This is a genomic window from Stappia sp. ABD4_338, assembly GCF_056312175.1.
This window is the reverse complement of record NZ_CM149982.1, coordinates 3,866,044-3,887,008: the sequence shown is the minus strand read 5'-3', so window position 1 is coordinate 3,887,008 and position 20,965 is coordinate 3,866,044. Positions and strand designations below refer to the sequence as shown.

16 protein-coding genes are annotated in these 20,965 nt (G+C 68.5%); 6 read left to right on the top strand and 10 right to left on the bottom strand.

The features are described 5' to 3' along the window. Nucleotides 1-22 precede the first annotated feature (22 nt). Nucleotides 23-1,525, top strand: a complete 1,503-nt coding sequence (locus tag ACYX4S_RS17380) for a cytochrome P450 (RefSeq protein WP_476361109.1) — start codon at nt 23-25, stop codon at nt 1,523-1,525. A gap of 189 nt (nt 1,526-1,714) precedes the next feature. Here ACYX4S_RS17380 and phaZ read toward each other — a convergent pair whose 3' ends face one another. The 4 genes from phaZ to rph form a co-directional block, all read right to left on the bottom strand. Beyond that, nucleotides 1,715-3,298 (bottom strand): polyhydroxyalkanoate depolymerase, encoded by a 1,584-nt coding sequence (gene phaZ / locus ACYX4S_RS17375; RefSeq protein ID WP_476362887.1) that lies wholly within the window; start codon nt 3,296-3,298, stop codon nt 1,715-1,717. Between the two features lie 300 nt (nt 3,299-3,598). Further along, entirely contained in the window at nt 3,599-4,831 is a 1,233-nt protein-coding gene (gene hemW, locus ACYX4S_RS17370) for a radical SAM family heme chaperone HemW (protein ID WP_293717562.1), read from the bottom strand. Then, nucleotides 4,828-5,490, bottom strand: coding sequence for an RdgB/HAM1 family non-canonical purine NTP pyrophosphatase (gene rdgB / locus ACYX4S_RS17365; protein WP_476361108.1), 663 nt, complete (start codon nt 5,488-5,490; stop codon nt 4,828-4,830). The genes hemW and rdgB overlap by 4 nt, the downstream gene beginning before the upstream one ends. Before the next feature lie 14 nt (nt 5,491-5,504). Then, on the bottom strand, nt 5,505-6,218 hold the full coding sequence (gene rph / locus ACYX4S_RS17360) for a ribonuclease PH (protein ID WP_293717566.1): 714 nt from the start codon (nt 6,216-6,218) through the stop codon (nt 5,505-5,507). Nucleotides 6,219-6,512: 294 nt separating this feature from the next. Between rph and hrcA the strand changes: the two genes are divergently transcribed. The 4 genes from hrcA to ACYX4S_RS17340 are packed head-to-tail and all read left to right on the top strand — an operon-like array spanning nt 6,513 to nt 10,398. Then, nucleotides 6,513-7,580 (top strand): heat-inducible transcriptional repressor HrcA, encoded by a 1,068-nt coding sequence (hrcA, locus tag ACYX4S_RS17355; protein ID WP_476361107.1) that lies wholly within the window; start codon nt 6,513-6,515, stop codon nt 7,578-7,580. Nucleotides 7,581-7,604: 24 nt separating this feature from the next. Continuing rightward, nucleotides 7,605-8,408 (top strand): molybdopterin-synthase adenylyltransferase MoeB, encoded by an 804-nt coding sequence (gene moeB, locus ACYX4S_RS17350; protein WP_476361106.1) that lies wholly within the window; start codon nt 7,605-7,607, stop codon nt 8,406-8,408. Nucleotides 8,409-8,424: 16 nt separating this feature from the next. Next, nucleotides 8,425-9,171: a M48 family metallopeptidase gene (locus ACYX4S_RS17345; RefSeq protein WP_476361105.1), complete on the top strand. Its 747-nt coding sequence runs from the start codon at nt 8,425-8,427 to the stop codon at nt 9,169-9,171. Between the two features lie 39 nt (nt 9,172-9,210). Beyond that, the gene (locus tag ACYX4S_RS17340) at nt 9,211-10,398 is read left to right on the top strand and encodes a multidrug effflux MFS transporter (RefSeq protein ID WP_293717574.1); all 1,188 of its coding nucleotides are present in this window, start codon (nt 9,211-9,213) and stop codon (nt 10,396-10,398) included. A gap of 14 nt (nt 10,399-10,412) precedes the next feature. Here the strand turns inward: ACYX4S_RS17340 and ACYX4S_RS17335 are convergent, their stop codons facing one another. Further along, nucleotides 10,413-12,641, bottom strand: coding sequence for a transglycosylase domain-containing protein (locus ACYX4S_RS17335; RefSeq protein ID WP_476361104.1), 2,229 nt, complete (start codon nt 12,639-12,641; stop codon nt 10,413-10,415). A gap of 229 nt (nt 12,642-12,870) precedes the next feature. On the opposite strand from ACYX4S_RS17335, the gene ACYX4S_RS17330 reads away from it, so the two are divergent. After that, nucleotides 12,871-13,182, top strand: coding sequence for a DUF1330 domain-containing protein (locus ACYX4S_RS17330; protein WP_476361103.1), 312 nt, complete (start codon nt 12,871-12,873; stop codon nt 13,180-13,182). Nucleotides 13,183-13,270: 88 nt separating this feature from the next. Here the strand turns inward: ACYX4S_RS17330 and olsB are convergent, their stop codons facing one another. The 5 genes from olsB to gshB all read right to left on the bottom strand — a co-directional run bounded on the left by olsB (nt 13,271) and on the right by gshB (nt 20,844). Then, nucleotides 13,271-14,230 (bottom strand): l-ornithine N(alpha)-acyltransferase, encoded by a 960-nt coding sequence (gene olsB / locus ACYX4S_RS17325; protein WP_476361102.1) that lies wholly within the window; start codon nt 14,228-14,230, stop codon nt 13,271-13,273. Between the two features lie 333 nt (nt 14,231-14,563). Continuing rightward, nucleotides 14,564-16,843, bottom strand: a complete 2,280-nt coding sequence (locus tag ACYX4S_RS17320) for an ATP-binding protein (RefSeq protein WP_476361101.1) — start codon at nt 16,841-16,843, stop codon at nt 14,564-14,566. Between the two features lie 204 nt (nt 16,844-17,047). Then, nucleotides 17,048-18,070 carry an LLM class flavin-dependent oxidoreductase gene (locus tag ACYX4S_RS17315; protein WP_476361100.1) on the bottom strand — a complete coding sequence of 341 codons (1,023 nt, stop codon included), beginning with the start codon at nt 18,068-18,070 and terminating at the stop codon, nt 17,048-17,050. A 71-nt stretch (nt 18,071-18,141) separates the two neighbouring features. Next, nucleotides 18,142-19,671: a YifB family Mg chelatase-like AAA ATPase gene (locus tag ACYX4S_RS17310; RefSeq protein WP_476361099.1), complete on the bottom strand. Its 1,530-nt coding sequence runs from the start codon at nt 19,669-19,671 to the stop codon at nt 18,142-18,144. Nucleotides 19,672-19,833: 162 nt separating this feature from the next. Continuing rightward, nucleotides 19,834-20,844 carry a glutathione synthase gene (gene gshB, locus ACYX4S_RS17305; protein ID WP_476361098.1) on the bottom strand — a complete coding sequence of 337 codons (1,011 nt, stop codon included), beginning with the start codon at nt 20,842-20,844 and terminating at the stop codon, nt 19,834-19,836. Between the last annotated feature and the right edge of the window lie 121 nt (nt 20,845-20,965).

The following is a 20,965-nucleotide window of genomic DNA, read 5'->3' as shown; positions in this document are numbered from 1 at the left end:
GAGCGCTTCCAGGAACCAAGGTATGGCATCCATCATGGACGACCCCCAGTCCGGTCCCCCTGACGTCGGCCCCCCTGACGTCGGCCCGAATGCGGGCCCGGCAGCCGCCGCGTCGCGGCCCGCGTCCTTCGTGCCGCCCTGTCCGGTGCGCCACGACAAGCTGCCGCCGGTGTGGAAGCTGATCGGCCTTGCCCGGCGCAGTTTTCTCTCGGTCTGGACCAAGGACTCCTTCTGGAAGCCCTGGCTCCGGGTGCGGCTCCTGCGCAAGCAGATCTTCGTCTGCAACTCGCCCGAGACGGTGCAGGAGGCGTTCCAGCGCAAGAACGCCAGCTTCGAGCGCAAGAGCGCGCAGATGCGCCATGCGCTGGAGCCGCTGCTTGGCGACGGGCTGTTCATTTCCGATGGCGAGACCTGGCGTGCGCGCCGCGACATCGTCGCCCCGATCATCCATGCCTCCCGGCTGCGCGACTTCTTTCCCGTCATGACCTCGACGGTCGCCGAACGCGGCGATGCCTGGGCGCGTGCGGGAGAGGGCGCGCGGCTCGACGCGCTGGGGGAGATGGCCCATCTGACGGCGGAGATCATCTGCCGCACCATCTTCGGAAGTTCGCTCGGTCGTGACTATGCCGCCGAGGTGGTGGAGAGCTTTACCGACTACCAGCGTCACATCGACCAGATCGACCTGGTTTCCCTGCTCGGCCTGCCGGACTGGCTGCCGCGCCGTCGCGGCCGGGCGATCCGCCGCGCGGTCGCGCGCATAGACGCGGTGCTCGACGAGATCATTTCCCGCTACGCGGACCGCCGGGAGGCGGGTGAGACCTCGGTCATCGCCGGTCTGCTCGACGCCCGCGACGAGCAGGGCCGGCCTCTCTCCCGCGGGGCGATCCGCAACGAGGCTGCGGTGATCTTCATGGCCGGTCACGAGACCACCGCCAACACGCTGGCCTGGGCCTGGTATCTGCTGTCGCAGGACGAACACGCACGCGCCCGCCTGGAGGCGGAACTGGACGCCGTGCTCGGCACGGGGGACGAGGCCCGTGTGCCGACCTTCGCCGATATGCCCCGCCTGTCCTACACCAGGGCCGTGATCGAGGAGGCGCTGCGTCTCTACCCGCCGGTGCCGATCCTCGCCCGGGAGGCCCTGGTGGACGACACCGTCGGTGGCATCGCGACCCCGAAGGGCTCGATCGTGATGGTCGTGCCCTGGCTGCTTCACCGCAATCCGGAGCTCTGGGAGCGGGCCGATCATTTCGAGCCGGAGCGGTTCCTGGGCGGGCGCCGGGGCGGGCAGTCCAAATTCGCTTATGTGCCCTTCGCCATCGGACCGCGCATCTGCGCGGGCCTTGCCTTCGGCATGACCGAGTCCGTCCTGTCGCTGGCCATGCTGGCAAGCCGCTTCCGGCTCGACCTGGAGGAGGGGGAGGTCGTGGAGCCTGTCTGCCGGCTCACGCTGCGTCCGGGTGAGCGGCTGTCCATGCGGCTGACCCGGCGTGTGCGCACCGATCCGGTGCCGCCGTCCTGCTGAGCGGCACCGCGCGCAATCCGAAAAAAGATTCGCTCAATTCTTGCAAGAAATTCGCCCGGAATTGCGCGAGCCTGCAATATGATTTCAAGGAATTGATATTGCTAATGAAAATAGAGAAAGGCCCGCGTCTCCGGTTGGAGGCGCGGGCCTTTTCATGTGAGGTGCGGGCAGCGCCGTGAGGGCTTGTCCTCAGTGCTCGGCCGGCTCGCCTGCAAGCTTTTGCGCCTGCTCGATCCAGCCGTCTCGGGCAATGCGGCCACGGAAGTCGAGCTTGCCGTCCAGCGCCTCGATCTGGGCCTCGTTGAGCCCGGCGATCTGCCAGTAGTGGAAGATACCCGCGCCGTTGAGGGCGGTCTGCAGCTTCGGCCCGATGCCGGTGATGGCGGTCAGGTCGTCGGCAACGCCCTGGGGCTCGGCAAGCAGGATTGCCGCGAGCGGGTCGGACATCGTCGTGGCGGCGACACCGGCGTCCGGACCGGCGGCCTTGGCGGGAGCCTTCGCGGTCGGCGCCGTATCCTCGCCGCGCGTGGCCTCGGCAACCTCGCTCGTGCCCCTGGGGAGCGGCGGAGCCTTTTCGGGCCGCGTCATGTGCGAGCGGATGAAGTCGAGGATGCGCGGCGCGATCTCGGAGCGGAAGCGAGAGCCATTGAAAACGCCGTAATGTCCGACGCTTGGCTGCATGTAATGGGCCTGCATCTCCGGCGCGAGGCTGGTGCACAGGTCATGCGCGGCCTTGGTCTGGCCGCGACCGGTGATGTCGTCCTTCTCGCCCTCGACGGTCAGAAGGGCCGTGCGGCGGATGGCACCGCAATCCACCAGTTCGCCGCGATGGGTGTAGGTGCCCTTGGGCAGCGCGTGCTGGATGAACACCGTGTCGACGGTCTGCAGGTAGAACTCGGCCGTCAGGTCCATGACCGCGAGATATTCGTCGTAGAAATCGCGGTGCTTCTCGGCACTGTCGCCGTCGCCGGCGACGAGGTGCTGGAAATAGTCCCGGTGCGCGCTGACGTGCCGGTCGAGGTTCATGCTCATGAAGCCCGAGAGCTGCAGGAAGCCCGGGTAGACGTCGCGCATGAAACCGGGCTGCGGGAACGGCACCTTCATGATGACGTTGTTCTCGAACCACTCGATCGGCTTGTTCTCGGCCAGCTCGTTGACCGCCGTCGGATTGATCCGCGTGTCGATCGGCCCGCCCATCAGCGTGAGGGTCGCCGGCGACATCGGATCCCCGTGCTTTTCCATCACCGCGGCGGCGGCAAGCGCCGGAACCGAGGGCTGACAGACCGCGAGAACATGTGTGTTCGGACCGAGATAGTGAAGCATTTCAATGATGTAATCGACGTAGTCGTCGAGGTCGAAATGCCCCTGGGCGAGCGGCACCATGCGTGCGTCGATCCAGTCGGTGATGTAGATGTCCGCCTTCGGCAGCAGCGTCTCCACCGTGCCGCGCAGCAGCGTCGCGTAGTGCCCCGACATCGGCGCGATGACGAGAATCTTCGGATCGGGGTGCTTCTGCGGCCCCGTCTTGCGATCGAAATGAAGCAGGTTGCAGAAGGGTTTGCTCCAGACGATCTCTTCGCGAACCTGCACCTTGACGCCGCTCACGGTGGTCTCGGGAAGCCCGAACTCGGGCTTTCCGTAGCGCCGGGTGAGCCGCTCGACCATCTCGCATCCGGCCGCGACCTGTCGCCCGACCGGCGTATGTGTCAAGGGATTCAATGGGTTCTGGAAATAGAGCCGTGTCATGTCGGCCATCGCCCGAACCGGGCTCATGGCGGCATGGTTGAACTCGTAGAGCTGATAGAACACGTGACCGACCTCGCAGTCTGGCGGCAATTCCGCAGGTGCGGCGCCGAAGGCGCGCACCCCGCAATTTTTGCAGTGCAAAATTAATATGTCGAAAACGGCGCGTCGTTCAACTGCCGTGCACCGTGTGCGCACCGGCAGGTGGAGCGGAAAGGGGCCGGAGGGACCCGGATATGCACCGGTCCGGTTCCGTAAAAGGAAGGTCTTTCAAGCAGCTTCGCGGCAGGTGTTGCCAAATGTCACCAGTCGCGCGCCTTGCTCGAAAAATCAGGCGGCGAGGTCCGCGACGACCGCGTCGAGCACCAGGAAGCCGGCCGGCGTCGCCCGAACGCGGGCGTCGTCGAGGCGTTCGACCATGCCGTGTTCGACGAGATCCGCGATGCGGCGCGGGTCGATGCGGCGCCCCGAGATCGCCTCGTAGCGGGCAAGGTCGACGCCCTCCACCAGCCGCAGTCCCATGAGCAGGAACTCGTCGCCCTGCTCCTCGGCATTGAGCGACAGGTCCTCGACCAGTCCGTCGCCACGCGTCTCGACCAGCGAAAGCCAGGTCTCGGGGTGGCGTTCCGTGGCGGTGGCGAACTTGCCGTTGCCGCCCGAAAGCCGGCCGTGCGCGCCCGGCCCGACGCCGACATAATCCCCGTAGCGCCAATAGACCAGATTGTGCCGGCACTCGGCGCCCGGACGGGCATGATTGGACACCTCGTAGGCGGGCATGCCGTTGGCCGCGCAGACCTTTTGCGTCAGTTCGTAGAGATCGGCCCCGACATCGGCGTCGGGCACCACGAGCGCGCCCTTGCGCCACAGTTCGAAGAAGGCCGTCCCCGGCTCGATGGTGAGCTGGTAGAGCGACAGGTGGTCGGCCGCGAGGCCGATAGCGCGGGTGAGTTCCGCTTCCCAGGCCTCCGCCGTCTGCTCCGGCCGCGCGTAGATCAGGTCGAAGGAGATCCGGTCGAAGGTTGCCCGTGCCGTTTCGATCGCGGCAAGGGCCTGGGCCGTGTCGTGCAGGCGGCCGAGGCGCCTGAGGTCCGCGTCGTTGAGGGCCTGGACGCCGAGGGACAGCCGGTTGACGCCGGCGCTGCGATATCCCCGGAAGCGCTCAGCCTCCACCGAGGAGGGGTTGGCCTCCATCGAGACCTCGATGCCTGGCGCCAGCGACCAGTGCTTCGCGACGGCGTCGAGCACCCTGGCAACCGTGCCCGGCTCCATCAGCGACGGCGTTCCACCGCCAAGGAAAACGGAATCCACCACGCGCCCGCGGGTTCGCCCGGCCATTGTGGCCAGCTCGGTCTCGAAAGCGGCGGCGAAGCGGGCCTGATCGACCTGCGCGTGCCGGACGTGACTGTTGAAGTCGCAATAGGGGCACTTGGATTCGCAAAACGGCCAATGCACGTAGATGCCGAAGCCGCCCTCGGGGCGCACGGGCGCGACGGGGCGCTCCTCGCGCGCGGCGATCGCGGCGAAGCTCTCCCTGTTCTGCTGCTGGCCGTCCGTTTCGCTCATCGTGCCTCCAGACACTCCCGCGCGAGCGCCTCGATGGCGCGCGCCCTGTGCGAAAGCGGCGGATTTCCGTCGTTCCCGCCGTGTTTTTCCTCCGACGACATTTCGCCGAAGGTGGTCTCGTACCCGTCCGGGCGGAACATCGGATCGTAGCCGAAGCCGCCCTGGCCGCGTGGCGGCCAGACGGCCGTGCCCTCGACCTCGCCCCGGATCAGCTCGACGTGGCCGTCGGGCCACGCGAGGCAGAGCACGGCCACGAAGGACGCGCGCCGGTCCGCCGGATCGGTTGCCCCGGCGGCCTGCAGCTTTTCCTCGATAGTCCGCATGGCCATGGCGAAGTCCTTTTCCGGACCGGCCCAGCGGGCGGAGTAGACGCCCGGCGCTCCGTCGAGGGCGGCAACGCAAAAACCGCTGTCGTCGGACAGGGCGGGAAGCCCCGTTGCCTCGACCGCGGCCCGTGCCTTGAGTTCCGCATTGGCCTCGAAGGTCGTTCCCGTCTCCTCCGGCTCGGCGAGGTTCAACTCGCCCGCCGACACCACCTCGAGCCCGAAGGGAGCCAGAAGCTCGGAAAACTCGCGCAGTTTGCCCTTGTTGTGGCTGGCGAGGACTAGCCGTCCGGGCTCGAGCCGGCGACGGTCCGTCCTGGGTGCGCTTGCGCTCATGCTGTTGCCCCGGCTCAGCTGATGGCCATCTTCTGGAAGTCGACGAGCCGGGCAATCCCCGTCTTCGCCAGCCCCATCAGGGCGGCGAACTCGTCCTCGGAGAAGGGCGTGCCTTCCGCCGTTCCCTGGATCTCGACGATACCGCCGGCGCCGGTCATGACAAAATTGGCGTCCGTGTCGGCTTCCGAATCCTCGGCGTAGTCGAGGTCGAGCACCGGGGTGCCGCCGTAGATGCCGCAGGAAATGGCGGCCACATGGTCCTTGAGGACCGGCTTCGTCACCATGTCGCGGGCACGCATCCACTCGATGCAGTCGTTCAGGGCCACCCAGGCACCGGTGATCGCGGCGGTGCGCGTGCCGCCGTCGGCCTGGATCACGTCGCAATCGACGGAGATCTGACGCTCGCCGAGCGCCGGCAGGTCGACGATGGCGCGCAGGCTGCGGCCGATGAGGCGCTGGATTTCCTGCGTGCGGCCGGACTGCTTGCCGGCGGAGGCCTCGCGGCGCATCCGGTCGCCGGTGGCGCGCGGCAGCATGCCGTATTCGGCGGTCACCCAGCCGCGTCCCTGACCGCGCAGCCAGGGCGGAATGCGCTCCTCGAGGCTGGCCGTGCACAGGACATGCGTATCGCCGAACTTGACCAGGCAAGAGCCCTCGGCGTGCTTGGAAACGCCACGCTCGAGCGTGACGGCGCGCAATTCGTCGGCAGCGCGTTTGGATGGCCGCATGGGAGTTTCCTCTCGTCCGTGTTTCTGCCCCGTGGCGCATGCGCCTGCCGCGTGCGCCGGCCACCTCGCCCCCTGCCGGGGCGTGTCGCGTGGCCGCTTCGCGACCGTCTTAATGCAAGTCGGCGCGCGAGGAAATCGGCAGCCAGGCGAAAATCCGTCCGACGCCGTGACGCGGGGGCTGTGACAGGACCCCGTGGCGGTCCTATATAGGGGATGAAACTCATCACGGCCCCGGCCCTCGCGGCGGCTCCGGGCCCGTGCATCGTGACCGCAAGTATGTATCGAGGAACGAAAGTGACCCTGGGAGTCCCTTCCGTCAGCCTGAGCGATCTCGACCAGCGATCGCGCGAGATCTTCCGGTCGATCGTCGAAACCTACCTGGACACGGGCGAGCCGGTGGGCTCGCGCAACCTGTCGCGCCTGCCCTCCATCCAGTTGTCCCCGGCCTCGGTGCGCAACATCATGGCCGACCTGGAGCACGCGGGCCTTCTCTATGCCCCGCATACCTCGGCCGGCCGCCTGCCGACCGAGGGCGGCCTGCGCTTCTTCGTCGACGCGCTGCTGGAGGTCGGCGACCTGACTCGCGAGGAGCGGGCCCAGATCGAGGTTCAGGTCAAGGCGGCGCGCAGCGAGCGCACGTCCGAGCAGCTTCTGACCGAGGCGAGCCAGATGCTGTCCGGCCTGTCGCGCGGTGCCGGTGTCGTCTTCACGCACAAGATGGACGCGCGCCTGCGCCACGTGGAATTCGTGCGCATCGAGCCGCGTAAGGCGCTGGTGGTTCTGGTCGCCGACGACGGATCGGTGGAGAACCGGGTGGTGGACCTTCCCGCCGGCCTGCCGCAGTCGGCGCTCATCGAGGCGTCGAACTATCTCACCAGTCTCATTCGCGGGCGTACGCTTGCCGAGGCGCGCGCCGAGCTGGAAATCCAGCGCGACCGGCACCAGAAGGAGCTGGACGAGCTCACCGCCAAGCTGGTGGAGGCGGGCATCGCGACACGTGCCGGCGACACCTCCGATGCGGGGTCGCTGATCGTGCGCGGCCGCTCCAACCTGCTTTCGCATCTGGAGGCCGAACGCGACCTGGAGCGTATCCGGCTGCTCTTCGACGACCTGGAAAGCAAGCGCGACCTGATCCAGCTCCTGGCCGCCGCCGAGGGAGGCGAGGGCGTGCGGATCTTCATCGGCTCGGAGAACAAGCTGTTCTCGCTCTCCGGCTCCTCCATCGTGGTCTCGCCCTTCCGCGACGAGGACGAACGCATAATCGGCGTTCTGGGCGTCATCGGTCCGACGCGGCTGAACTATGCCCGCATCATCCCCATGGTCGACTACACCGCCCGCCTGGTCGGGCGGCTGCTGCGCTGACACTTTTCCCCGGCAAGGATCCCGATGACACTTTCTCCGGCAGAACTCGAACGCTATGCCCGCCACATCGTGTTGCAGGACGTGGGCGGCCCCGGTCAGCAGAAGCTGAAGGCGGCGCGCGTGCTCGTAATCGGCGCGGGCGGTCTCGGTGCGCCGGTGCTGCAGTATCTGGCGGCCGCGGGCGTCGGCACGCTGGGGGTCGTCGACGACGACACCGTGTCGCTGTCCAACCTTCAGCGCCAGGTGATCCATGACACCGACCAACTCGGCGAGCCCAAGGTGGCGAGCGCCGCGGAGGCCATCGCCCGGCTCAACCCGCATGTGAAGGTGGAACCGCACCCGCGCCGGATCGAGCCCATGAACGCCATGGCGCTCGTGTCCGCCTACGATCTGGTCATCGACGGATCCGACAATTTCGACACCCGGTATCTTGTCTCCGATGCCTGTTTCTTCGCGAAAAGGCCGCTTGTGACCGGCGCCGTGGGGCGTTTCGACGGCTCCCTGACGCTGCTGAAGCCTTACGAGAGCGCCCAGGACGGAACGCCGAACCCGACCTATCGCTGCCTGTTCCCCGAGAAGCCGGCGCCCGGCGCCCTGCCCACCTGCGCGGAGGCGGGCGTGCTCGGCGCGCTGACCGGCATCGTGGGAACGCTGCAGGCCATGGAGGCGATCAAGGAGATCGTCGGTTTCGGCGAGGGACTTCTTGGCCGGCTTCTTCTCGTCGACACGCGCGGAATGCGCTTCGAGACGATCCGCTACCGCTGGTCCGCGAGGAACCCGCTGAACGGCGAGACGCCGAAGCGCTATGAGGAGGTCTTGGGGCAATGAGGCGGAGCGTCGGCGAATGCCGGTAGGCACGTTCCTGCGACGCTGCGCGGTCGAGCCGCTGCCCGAGGCGCTGAGCGTCACGGTCGCCGGCGCCCCGTGCCGGATCGTCCTGCGGCGCAACCCGCGCGCCGGCCGCTATATCCTGCGCCTTCCGCCCGGTGGCGACCCGGTGCTCACGGTTCCCGCGAAGGGCACGCTGGCCACCGCCGAACGGTTCGCCCGCGACCAGGCGGGATGGCTCGCGGCGCAGCTTGCCCGCCGGTCGGATCCGGTTGCCTTCGAAGAGGGCGGTGTGATCCCGTTTCGCGGTGTGGAGCATGTGATCGCGACGACGGGCCGCTTGCGCGGGCTCGTGCAGGCGGGCGATGGCGACGACGGGCCGGAACTGCGCGTGCCGGGCGCGCCCGAACACCTTGCAAGACGCCTCACCGATTTCCTGCGTGGAGAGGCCCGCCGTGACCTCGAGGACGCCGTTGCCCGCCATGCGGAGGCACTGGGCAGGATGCCGTCGGGCATCACCCTGCGCGACACGCGCAGCCGTTGGGGCTCGTGTTCCTCGACCGGCCGGCTGAACTTCTCCTGGCGGCTTGTGCTTGCGCCGCCTGCAATCCTCGATTACGTCGCAGCACACGAGGTTGCCCATCTCGCGGAAATGAACCACGGTCCCCGCTTCTGGGCCGTGTGCCGCCGGCTCGCCCCCCATACGGAAGAGGCCCGGGCCTGGCTGCGCCGCGAGGGTGGGCGCCTGCATCTCTACGGGTGAGGCGCTTCGGCCCGCCCGCCGTTCCGGAAGGCTGTTTCCATGCTGAAGCCCGACACCTGGGCGCTGACCATCCTGCTCGCCTCGCTGACGGCGCTGGGCCCCATTTCGACCGACATGTATCTGCCGGCGCTGCCCGGCATCCTTCGCGATCTCGACACCGGTCACGCCGCCGTCCAGCTCACGCTGTCCATGTTTCTGGTCGGCTTCGCGGTGGGACAGATCTTCTACGGCCCCCTCGCGGACCGGCTCGGCCGCAAGCCGGTGCTCGCCGCCGGGCTGGGCATCTATGCGGTCGCGAGCCTCGCCTGCACGCTGGCGCCCAGCGTGGAACTGCTGATCGTGGCCCGCTTCGCGCAGGCCTTCGGCGCCGCCGGGCCGATCGTCCTCGCCCGCGCCGTGGTGCGCGATCTCTATGACGGGCCGCGTGCGGGGCAGGAGCTTGCCCGCATGGGGTCGATCATGGGGCTGGCACCCGCCGTCGCGCCCTTCTTCGGCGGTCTGATCTCGGCTTCGGGCGGCTGGCGGCTGGTGTTCCTCGTTTCCTGTGCGGCGGCCGCGGCCATTCTCGTCTCGGTCTGGCGCGGCCTGCCGGAGACGCTGAAGGCCCGCGAGGTCGCGCCTTTTTCGGCGCGCGCGCTTTTCGGCGATTTCGCCCGCCTTCTGGCCCACCCCGTGTTTCGCGCCTATCTGACGGTGGTCGCGGCGACCTATTGCGGCCTGTTCGCCTTCATTTCGGGCTCGTCCTTCGTGCTCCAGGACATCTACGGCCTGACGCCGTCCGTCTATGGCATCGCCTTCGGCGTCTGCGCCGGGGCCTATGTTCTGGGCACGCTCATCGGCCAGCGCGTGGCGCCGCGTTTCGGTGCGGAAGTGACGATCACGCTCGGCACCGGAATGCTCGCCGCCGGTGGCTGCGTCATGGTTCTGGCACTTCTTGGCGCACCGTCCGCGTGGTCGGTGATCGGTCCGATGATGCTCTACATGATCGGCGTCGGCCTGACCCTGCCCCAGGCCCAGGCGGCGGCCATGATGCCGTTTCCCGAGCGTGCCGGCACGGCGTCGTCGCTGATGGGAATCGGGCAGATGGGGTCGGCCGCGGCCGTGGGTATCGGCGTCAGCGCGACGCTTGGCGGCACCGGCGTGTCGCTGGCGCTCATCATCGCCGTGCTTGGCCTTGTCGCCGCGATTTCCTTCCGGGCAAGCCGGGAGGCGCGTCGCGACGACTGAGGCGGCCGCCTGTCTCAGCCTCCGAAGATGCGGTTCAGGAGGTCGAGCGGACTGCCGCCGTCGCCACGCCCCGGCGGGGGCTGGTGGCGGTCCGGATCGCCCTCGGCCGGGATGGTGCGCATGGGCATGTCGAGCGGGTTCTCGTGCGGCTCGGCAACCCTGACCGGGCGATCGGAGACGCCGGGAAGCCCGGCCACGGGCAGGCCCTGATGGTCTGCCGCCATGACCTCCTTCCAGATGCGGGCCGGCAGCGAGCCACCGGTCGCGCGTTTCGTCGGCGAATTGTCGTCATTGCCGAGCCAGACCGCCGTGGTCAGCGTCCCCGTGTAGCCGATGAACCAGCCGTCGCGGAAATCCTGGCTGGTGCCAGTCTTTCCGCCCGCGGGACGGTCGGGCAGGTTTGCCTTGCGCCCGGTGCCGGTGGTCAGCGTCTCGGCCATCATGAAGTTCATGTCGGCAAGGGTCGCGTGGTCGATGACGCGGCCCGGTCCGCCTCCCTGGCGTGCATAGAGCACCGTGCCGTCGGCCTTGCGGATCTGGCGGATGACGTGGGGAACGACACCGTAGCCGCCGTTGGAGAAGGGGACGAAGGCCCCCGCGATCTCGAGCGGCGTGACCTCCGAGGTGCCGAGCGCGATCGACAGGTTCGCCTTGATCGGCGAGGAGATGCCGAGCTTGCGGGCGGTGCGGATGATCGACTTCGGCCCGACCTCGTCGGCGAGTTTCGCCGCCACCGTGTTGAGCGACAGCGACAGGGCCTGGGTGAGCGTCACCGCGCCGCGATAGGACTTGGAGTAGTTCTTCGGCGCCCATTTGCCGAAGCGCACCGGCTCGTCGACGCGCACCGTGTCGGGCGTCAGCCCCTGTTCGAGTGCGGCGAGGTAGACGAACGGCTTGAACGCCGAACCGGGCTGGCGGTGGGCATTGACGGCCCGGTTGAACTGGCTGGTGCCGTAGTCGCGCCCGCCCACCAGCGCCTTGACCGCGCCGCCGGCGTCGAGCGTCACGATCGCGCCCTGGCGCACGCCGAGCTTGGCACCTTCCTCTTCAAGGGAGCGGCGCAGCGAATCCTCGGCCACGATCTGCATGCCCAGGTCGATGGTCGTGTCGACGACAATGTCGGAGTCGATGGCGCCCACGTAACTCGGCAGGAGTTCCATCACCCAGTCCGCGACGTAGTTCTCGCTGGCGCTGGTGTGGTGCGAGACGACGTTCATCGGCGCGGCGATGGCATCGCGCGCTTCGGCCTCCGTGATGTAGCCTTCCTCCGCCATGGCGCCCAGGACGAGGGCGGCGCGCTCGGCGGCTAGATTCGGGTTGCGCGTCGGCGCGTAGCGCGACGGTGCCTTCAGGAGGGCGGCGAGGGTCGCCGCCTCGGCGAGCGAGACCATGCGCGCGGACTTGCCGAAATAGCGCCGCGCGGCGGCATCGACGCCATAGGCGCCCGCCCCGAAATAGACCCGGTTGAGGTAGAGCTCGATGATCTCGTTCTTGGAATAGGTGGCCTCGAGCCACAGAGCCAGGACCGCCTCCTGCACCTTGCGCCGCAGCGTGCGTTCGGGTTCCAGGAACAGGTTCTTGGCAAGCTGCTGCGTGAGCGTCGAGCCGCCCTGAACCAGCCGTCCGCTGGTGAGGTTGGTGAGAACGGCGCGTCCCAGGCCGAGCGGGTCGAGCCCGAAGTGGGAGCGGAAGCGCCGGTCCTCGATGGCGATCACCGCCTGCGGCAGATAGGGCGGGAGCTGTTCGAGCCGCACAGCCTCGCCGCCGGTGTCGCCGCGATTGGCCATCAGCGAGCCGTCGGCGGCGACGATGCGCACATTGGGCGGGCGCTGGGGCACCTTCCATTCGGATGTGGGGGGCAGCCAGGCGGCGTAGTAGGCCAGCACGCCCACGAGGCCGATGCCGCCCCAGATGCACAGCACGAAACCCCAGTAGAGCAGCCGGCGCAGACCACCGACGATGCCGCCGCGACGACCGCTTCCCCCGCCGTGCCCGGAGCGTGAACGTCCCTTGCCGCGCCGGGCGGGGCCCGCCTTGCGACGGGTGCCCTTGGTCTTGCGTGGTTGTTTGGGCGTGCCTGTCTCGGCCTCGGACTTGCGGCGAGAAGGCTTGCGCTGCTTCTCGCGCGCCCCGCTGCCCGTCTCCCCGGGACGGTCGGCGCGCGTCAGACGCATGTCCAGCGTCGCGCCGCCCCCGTCGAGGCGCGGCTCCCGCCGTCCGCCGCTGGACGATCCTCTGGCCATCGTTTTCGTGTTTCCGGTATTGGTGCGGGCGCGGCCCGCGTTCCCCTTTCGTATCCCCTCCCTCCAGCCTAAATGCGGCAATTTAAGGGGGGGTTAAGCATGAGCGGGCGGAGCCGATGCCCCCGTCCACCGGCGCGCGCTTTACACCGTGGAGCGTGGCGGATACGCCTGAAGAGGACAAACGCGCCCGTCGGCCGACCGGTGCGGCATCACGAAAAGGGGAGAGGGCATGGCCAAGGGATACTGGATCGGTCGCGTCGACGTGACCGACTTCGAGGGATACAAGGCGTATGTGGCGGCCAATGCGGAACCGTTTCGCGCCTATGGCGCGCGCTTCCTGGTGCGTGGCGGGGACTTCGAGTGCATGGAAGGCGCCGCGCGTGCCCGCAACGTGGTGATCGAGTTCGACAGCTACGAACAGGCCCTCGCCTGCTACAGGTCGGACGGCTACAAGCACGCCAAGTCGCTTCGGGAGCATGCCTCGGTCGCCGACATCATCGTCATCCAGGGCTACGACGGGCCGCAGCCCGGCGACGACTGACCGCCGGCAAGGTCCGCGCGCCGTGCGAACATGAAAACGCCCGGGTCGCGTGAGCGGCCCGGGCGTGTTTCGTTCCGGCGCGGTGGCGCTACTGGTTCGCGTAGCGGCCCGCGTCGGCGCCATAGTGGTTGACGTAACGGCTGTTGAGGGCTTCCACCGGCATCACGATCAGCACGTCCGTGGTGCCGAACTGATGGTCCACCACGGCACCGTCGCCGATATAGGCGCCAAGCCTCAGGTATCCCTTCACGAGCGGCGGCAGCTCGCGCAGGGCCTGGCGCTCGTTCACCTCGCCGCGCGCCATGCGGTTCATCTCCACGTAGCGCTCGGGCAGGGCGCGCACGCGCCAGTCTTCCGGCGCGCGGGCGTTGTGATGCAGGAAGGAAAGCTGCGAGGCCATGCGGTCCGGGTCCGTGCCCTCGATGGACGCGCAGCCGACCATGACGTCGATGCGGTGCATGAGCACATAGGCCCAGATGCCGTGCCACAGCAGTTCCACCGTACGCTTGGTGCGGTAGGGCTTGAGGACGCAGGAGCGTCCAAGCTCGAGGAACTGAAGGCGGGGATGGGCGTCGACCAGCGACTGGATCTCGAACTCGCTCGAGGTGTAGAAGCCGCCGTGCCTCTCGGCCACGTCCTGGCGCAACAGGCGGTAGGTTCCGACGATGCGCGGCTTGCGGCGGCCGAGCGCGTTGCGCTGCGGCGTCTCGTGGTCGAGAACCAGGAGATGATCGCAGATCGCGTCATAGGCGTCGATGTCGCGGCGCGTGGCCTGGGTCTCGGCGTCGGCGATCGCGGACATCTCCTCGTAGAAGACGTGGTAACGCAGCTCCTGCGCCTTGCGTACTTCCTTGGGCGTGCGCGCCAGACGCACTTCCAGCGGCCCGATGCGGCCAAGGCTTGGCGTGTTGCGACCGGCCGGCAGGGTGCCGGGAAGCGGCAACCAAGCCGGCTTCAGGCCGGAGGCCGGCACGAACTTGCGGACCAGGTTGCGCGGTGACAGACGGCCTGCCTTTGCGCGATGTTCGTTGCTGTCCAGTCGTTCCATCGTCCCGACGCCCTTTTCTCGTTTCCCCCGCCGGACGTATTCGACGTCCCGCGCGCATTATATAGTGGCTCGTGCGATCGTAACACACCCGTAGAAGTCGCAGCCGCCTCACAACCCGCCTGACGCGAAGGTGAAACAGGCCCGGCAAACGGCCTCGCGGGGCCCTCCGCCCGGATCGTTAGCCGTGACTTGAACCACAAGTCTCCGACACTTCCATGACAAAAGGCTGGCAGGGGCGGATGGACACCAGCACGCAAGCGCTGGCGTATGCCCGGAACGGTGCTGGTGCGGATGGCTAGGGAAACCTTCGGGAGCCCGTGTCCCGGCAGGAGGTCAGGCGACGGCGGCCGACAGCCTCTGGCGCATCAGGTCCGGGTCGATGGGCTTGGTGATGACGCCGTCGGCGCCCGCGGCAAGGGCGGCATCCTCGGCCGCCGCCGTTACGTCGGCGGTCACGGCCAGCACCGGAATCCGGCTCCAGCCCCGGTCTTCCTCGAGCGTGCGGAAGCGGCGGATGGCGGTCACGCCGTCAATGCCGGGCATATGAAGGTCCATCAGGATCAGGTCGAAACTGCCGTCGGCCGCCGCCGCCAGCGCCTCGGATCCGTCCGCCGCGACAACGGCCTCGTGCCCGAGCTTGCGCACCATCGCCTCGCTGAGCAGGCGGTTGATGTCGTTGTCATCGGCGACGAGAACCTTGAGCGGACGCACGGGCGCGGTGCCGCCCGGGCCGTCGAGGGGGCGGGCGCGGCTTTGGCCGGCGACCTCCCAGCCGCGCGGTCCGGAATCCGGGTCCAGCATGACGCGGGTGACCTGCGAAAGGGTCGCCGAACGGATCGGGCGAATGAGATAGGCCCCAAAGCCCGCGGCCTTGAGGCGCGGCAGGCTGGTGCGGTCCGTGGGGGCGATGATCGCGATCGCCGGGGCTTCGACGCCGGCGGCACGCGCCCCCGCGAGCCATGCACCGGCATCGCGCAGCCCGGTGGGGTCGAGCAGGATCAGGTCCGCCTCTCCAAGCGCCTGGTCGCGGTGATCCTCGTCCTGGCCGCCACAGGGGGACATTTCGGTCACCCTTGCGCCATGAGCGGCCAGCCGGCGGGCCACCAGGGGTGCCTCGATGCGGCTTTCGCTCAGGATCACAACGGACTTCCCCGCAAGCCAGGTGTCGGGCGAGGGCGCCGGTTCGTCGGCCTGTCCGTTGGTGGTGGCGGGGCGGAGCGGCAGTTCCACCCGGAAGCACGCACCGCGGCCGGGTGCCGCGCCGGCGGTGATCTCGCCGCCCATGAGCCGGGCGAGACGACGGGAAATCGCAAGGCCGAGCCCGGCCCCGTCGAACCGGCGTGCCGGACCGTGATCGACCTGCTCGAACTCCTCGAACAGGCGTTCGGCGTCCCCGGCTGCAAAGCCGATCCCCGTGTCGCGGACGAAAATCGCGAAACGATCGGCGCTCTCGCGCTCGACCCGTATTTCCACGCCACCCTGCTCGGTGAACTTCAGCCCGTTTCCGGCGAGGTTGTAGAGGATCTGCCGCAGTCGCGTCGCATCGACCTCGATGCGCGCCGGCATAGCCGGATCGACGAGGCAGCCAACCTCCAGTCCCTTGGCGAAGGCGCGCGGGCTCAGCAACTCCGCAACGCCTTCCGCCAGAAGCGCTACGTCGGTCGGGGCGGGCGCAAGCTCGAGCCTGCCTGCCTCGATCCGTGACATGTCGAGAACCTCGCTGATCAGCAGCAGCAGGATCTCGCCCGAGCTTTTCACCGCTTCGATGTAGCTGCGCTGTTCGGCGGTCAGACGGGTGTCGGCGAGCAGATCCGTCATTCCGAGGATGCCGTTGAGCGGCGTGCGGATCTCGTGGCTCACCGTCGCAAGGAAACGGCTTTTCGCGGCGCTCGCGGTTTCGGCCTGGTTGCGCGCGGCCACCAGGGCATCCTCGATGCGGCGACGGTCTGTCACGTCGCGTAGGATGGTCTGGATCAGCGGTTCGCCGGTCTTCACGTCGCGCACCGCAACATCGCGCCGGGCAAACCAGCGCGGTCCGTGGACGGTTTCGACGAGAATGTCCTCACGCGCCTCGCCGGTCGGGTCTTCCCGTTCGCCATGAAGGCCCGCGATCCGCCCGTCCGGAAACAGCGCGCGCGCGGTGTCGTTGGCATAGACGCTCTCGCCACCCTCGCGCCAGCGCGTCACCACGTCGCCAAGCGTGTCGAGCACGTCGCGGTGCCGCTCGTCGCTTTCGCGCAGACGCCAGATGTCGTCCTGCAGCTTCTCGTTTTCGGCCCTGAGAAGCGAGATCTCGGCATCCCGCTCCGCAAGATCGGCGGCCACGGCCGCGCGCGCGGAGGTCTCCGCCCGGGACGCGTTGGACAGTGCCAGCGCCACGCCCGCGATGATGAGCAGAACGCCGGAGGCCGCAAGACGCGAATCGGCGGGCACCAGCACGAGGAACAGGGTCGCGCCGCCGATGAAGGCGAAGAAGGAGAGGAGTGCGATACCGAATGCCCGCAGGCCCGCGACGATGCGCGACAGAAGCGTGGGATGTGTATCGGCCCCTCCGCCGGACTCCACGGACGTCGACGCCTTTGAAAAGGGCGCGCCGGTTGTCGTCCGTGCCACGTCAGGATCGCGCCCTTCCGGTTGCGCAACGGATCGGGCCGGGCTGGTCGTGCGGGTCGTGGCGGGCACCGGAACTCCTTGGCGGCAAATCGTCCGACGGGGCGGCGCGAGCGCCACCCTTCATCGACGAAGTGTCGCAGGGAGACCTTGAAAAAACGTTGCCTTTCCGGCGCGCCGCCAAGCGCGGCACGCCGGTCGCCCGCATCAGCAGGTGGCGGCTTCCGCCTGTCGCGCCGGGGTCACCAGATCCTTCAGGATGTCGGCGGCGAGCTGGAAGGACCGCACACGCGCCGCATGATCGTGAATCATGCCGGTGACGATCAGTTCGTCCGGCTTGTACCGCTCCACGAGGGCCGCAAGCTCGCGGCGAACGGTGCCCGGCGCGCCGGTCGCCGAGACCGAGAGCGCCTCGTTCACCTGGGCAAGCACATGTGGCGGGATCTCATCCTCCAGGTTCTCGACCGGCAGCGGGAGCTTGCCGGGACGTCCGGTCCTGAGCCGCGCGAAGGACAGCATCTGCGAGGAGCGCAGATACCGGGCTTCCTCGTCGGTTTCGGCGACGAAGACACCGGCCGCGACCATGGCGTGGGGCTTGTCGAGATGTTCCGACGGCCGGAACGTGCGTCGGTAGACATCCAGCGCCTCGTCCAGCATCGCCGGCGCGAAATGCGAGGCAAAGGCATAGGGCAGGCCGAAGGCTGCCGCGAGCTGGGCGCCGTAGAGGCTGGAGCCGAGGATCCACACCGGCACATGCGTGCCTTCGCCGGGAATGGCGCGCACGCGCCCGGCCTCGGACGGATCGTCCAGAAGCGCCATCAGGTCCGCCACGTCCTGGGGAAAATTGTCCTCGCCCCCGAAGTGACGGCGCAGAGCGCGCGCCGTCGCCATGTCCGTGCCGGGGGCCCGCCCGAGACCGAGGTCGATGCGTCCGGGAAAGAAGGTCGCCAGCGTGCCGAACTGCTCGGCGATGACGAGCGGCGAGTGATTCGGAAGCATGATGCCGCCCGCCCCGACGCGCATCGTGCTGGTGGCGGCGGCCACCTGGCCGATCACCAGGGACGTCGCGGCACTGGCGATGCCGGGCATGTTGTGGTGCTCGGCGAGCCAGTAGCGATGGTACCCGGCGGCCTCGGCCGCGCGGGCCAGGTCGATGGTGTTGGCGAGCGCGTCGCCGGTGGTACTGCCTTCGGGAACCGGGGACAGGTCGAGAAGGGAATAATGTTGCATGAGGGATCTCCGTTGCTCCCTCATTTAGGAGACCCGCGCAGGGGCGCCAAGGGCGGGGGCCGGAATCGCGTTCAGGCGGGACTGCGCTCCAGGGCCGCGCCGCGATAGGACAGGGCCTCTGCGAGATGCACCCGCGAGACGTTTTCCGTAGCGTCCAGGTCGGCGAGCGTGCGGGCGACCTTGAGGACCCGATGATAGCCGCGCGCCGACAGGTGCAGCCGCTCCGCAGCCCCCTGCAGCAGGTCGAGGCCGGCCGCATCCGGCCGGGCCACCTCCTCGATGAGGCGGCTGTCGGCCTGCGCATTGGTGCGTGCCGCCGCCCCGAGCGCGGCATAGCGGCTTGCCTGGAGCCGGCGGGCGGCGGACACGCGGGCGGCGACCGTCGCCGAGCTTTCTCCCGTGCCGCTACCGCCCATGAGATCGGCCGCCGAGACCGCCGGCACCTCGATGCGCAGGTCGATGCGATCGAGCAGCGGGCCGGAGAGGCGTGCCTGATACTCGCTGGCGCAGCGTTCGCCCCGCCGGCACACGTGGCCGGGCTCGCCCGCGTGTCCGCAGCGGCACGGGTTCATCGCCGCGATGAGCTGGACCCGCGAGGGATAGCTGGTGCGGTGGTTCGCCCGGACGATCACTGTCTCGCCGCTTTCAAGCGGCTGACGCAACCCGTCGAGCACCTGCGGCTGGAACTCGGGCAGCTCGTCGAGAAAGAGAATGCCGTTGTGGGCGAGCGACACCTCGCCGGGCCGGGCCTTGATGCCACCGCCCACCAGTGCTGCCATGGAGGCCGAATGATGCGGCGCGCGGAACGGTCGGCGGTCCGACAGCCTGCCGTCGGCCAGTTCCCCTGCGATCGAGGCGACCATCGACACCTCGAGAAGCTCCTTTGGCGACAGCGGCGGCAGGATGGAGGGAAGCCGGCTTGCAAGCATCGACTTGCCGGCTCCCGGAGGGCCGATCATGAGCAGGTTGTGCCCGCCGGCCGCCGCGATCTCCAGCGCCCGCTTGGCGGTTTCCTGGCCGCGCACCTCGGCGAGATCGGGAAGGGCTCCCGGAGCGCCGCCAAGCCTTGGTGCGGGCCGCGACAGCATCTGCGTTCCCTTGAAGTGATTCGCGAGCTGGATCAGGGAGCCGGGGGCGATGAGCGCCATGTCCGGATCGGCCCATGCGGCTTCCGCGCCGCAGGCGGCCGGACAGATCAGACCCTTGCCGAGAGCGTTGGCGCCGATGGCCGCCGGCAGCACGCCCGCGACCGGCGATACCGTGCCGTCGAGCGCGAGTTCGCCGAGCACCACGTAGCCTTCGAGATCGGCGGAGGGAAGCGCGCCCATCGCGGCCATGAGCGCCAGCGCGATGGGCAGGTCGAAGTGGGAGCCTTCCTTGGGAAGGTCCGCGGGCGCGAGATTGACGGTGACGCGTTTCGCGGGAAGCGCCAAGCCCGAGGCGAGAAGGGCGGCGCGCACGCGCTCGCGGCTCTCGCCCACCGCCTTGTCCGGCAGGCCGACGATGGTGAAGGCGACCTGTCCCGGACCGATCTGTACCTGGACGTCGACGGGCTTGGCCTCGATCCCCTGGAAGGCGACCGTCGTCACCCGTGACACCATCCCCCGCCCTCCGGATCCGCCAGGCCCCGAGGGGCGGCACGCGCAATGACTGCACTGTCAATGCCTGCAACCTAGCGCAAGCATGGCGTGCAGGCAACCGGAGGGAGGGGGTCCGGTTGCGTCTCGCGGTGTGCGTGCTGCCTCGCTGTGCGGCGACAGGCGTCAGGCGGAGGCGCGCTTCGCCTCGACCGTGTCCCAAAGCCTTGCCGCGATGTCCGGTCCGCCGAGCCTTGCGACGGCGCGGATGCCCGTCGGTGCGGTGACGTTGATCTCGGTGAGGAAGCCGTCGATCACGTCGATGCCGACCAGGATCAGGCCCTTCTCGCGGAGCGAGGGGCCGAGGCGGGCACAGATCTCGCGCTCGCGCTCGCTCAGGTCCGCCTCTCGGGCGGCGCCGCCGCGCACCATGTTGGAGCGCAGGTCTCCTTCCTGAGGCACCCGGTTCACGGCTCCGGCGAACTCGCCGTCGACGAGCAGGATGCGCTTGTCGCCCTTGGAGACATTCGGCAGGAAGCGCTGGATAACCCAGGGCTCGCGGAACGTGGCGGCGAAGAAGTCGTAGAGCGAGCCGTAGTTGAGATCGTCCGCCGTGATACGGAAGACGGCCGCGCCGCCATGTCCGAAGAGCGGCTTCATGACGATGTCGCCATGCCTTGCGCGGAAGGCGTCGATCGCGTCCCGGTCGCGGGTGATGAGCGTCTCCGGCATCAGGTCGGGGAACTCGGTGACGAACAGCTTTTCCGGCGCGTTTCGCACGGAAGCCGGATCGTTCACCACCAGCGTCTTGGGGTGGATCTTCTCCAGCATGTGGGTGGCCGCGACATAGGCCATGTCGAAGGGCGGGTCCTGGCGCATGAGCACCACGTCCACTTCGGAAAGATCGGTGACGACGCTCTCGCCCAGGCTGAAGTGATTGCCCGGTTCGTCACGAACCTCCACCGGCTCCAGGCCGGCCGTGACTGTGTTGCCGATCATGGCGAGCCGGTCGGGCGTGTAGTGGAAGAGTTCGTGCCCGCGCGCCTGCGCCTCGAGCATCAGCGCGAAGGCGCTGTCGCCGGCAATGTTGATGCTGCGGATATGATCCATCTGCACGGCGACCTTGAGAGGACGGCCCGTGCGATGGGTACCTGACCCGGCAGGGCCGGGTTGTGCGGAAGACGTGGTGCTGGACATGGCGTTCTCCGGGAGCGGAGGCGATAGGGAAGGCGGTCCGGAGAGGGGACACCCGGAGCGCGGCGTTGTCGAAGCATATGCGGGCGCGGACGCCTCTTGTCCAGATGTCACGATGTTTCAC

Coding starts and splice junctions, on each gene's coding strand:
- ACYX4S_RS17315 (WP_476361100.1), bottom strand. CDS start 18,070: ATGCAACATTATTCCCTTCTCGACCTGTCCCCGGTTCCCGAAGGCAGT.
- hemW (WP_293717562.1), bottom strand. CDS start 4,831: ATGAGCGAAACGGACGGCCAGCAGCAGAACAGGGAGAGCTTCGCCGCG.
- ACYX4S_RS17340 (WP_293717574.1), top strand. CDS start 9,211: ATGCTGAAGCCCGACACCTGGGCGCTGACCATCCTGCTCGCCTCGCTG.
- rdgB (WP_476361108.1), bottom strand. CDS start 5,490: ATGAGCGCAAGCGCACCCAGGACGGACCGTCGCCGGCTCGAGCCCGGA.
- phaZ (WP_476362887.1), bottom strand. CDS start 3,298: ATGAGCCCGGTTCGGGCGATGGCCGACATGACACGGCTCTATTTCCAG.
- rph (WP_293717566.1), bottom strand. CDS start 6,218: ATGCGGCCATCCAAACGCGCTGCCGACGAATTGCGCGCCGTCACGCTC.
- olsB (WP_476361102.1), bottom strand. CDS start 14,230: ATGGAACGACTGGACAGCAACGAACATCGCGCAAAGGCAGGCCGTCTG.
- ACYX4S_RS17330 (WP_476361103.1), top strand. CDS start 12,871: ATGGCCAAGGGATACTGGATCGGTCGCGTCGACGTGACCGACTTCGAG.
- gshB (WP_476361098.1), bottom strand. CDS start 20,844: ATGTCCAGCACCACGTCTTCCGCACAACCCGGCCCTGCCGGGTCAGGT.
- moeB (WP_476361106.1), top strand. CDS start 7,605: ATGACACTTTCTCCGGCAGAACTCGAACGCTATGCCCGCCACATCGTG.
- ACYX4S_RS17335 (WP_476361104.1), bottom strand. CDS start 12,641: ATGGCCAGAGGATCGTCCAGCGGCGGACGGCGGGAGCCGCGCCTCGAC.
- ACYX4S_RS17380 (WP_476361109.1), top strand. CDS start 23: ATGGCATCCATCATGGACGACCCCCAGTCCGGTCCCCCTGACGTCGGC.
- ACYX4S_RS17345 (WP_476361105.1), top strand. CDS start 8,425: ATGCCGGTAGGCACGTTCCTGCGACGCTGCGCGGTCGAGCCGCTGCCC.
- ACYX4S_RS17310 (WP_476361099.1), bottom strand. CDS start 19,671: ATGGTGTCACGGGTGACGACGGTCGCCTTCCAGGGGATCGAGGCCAAG.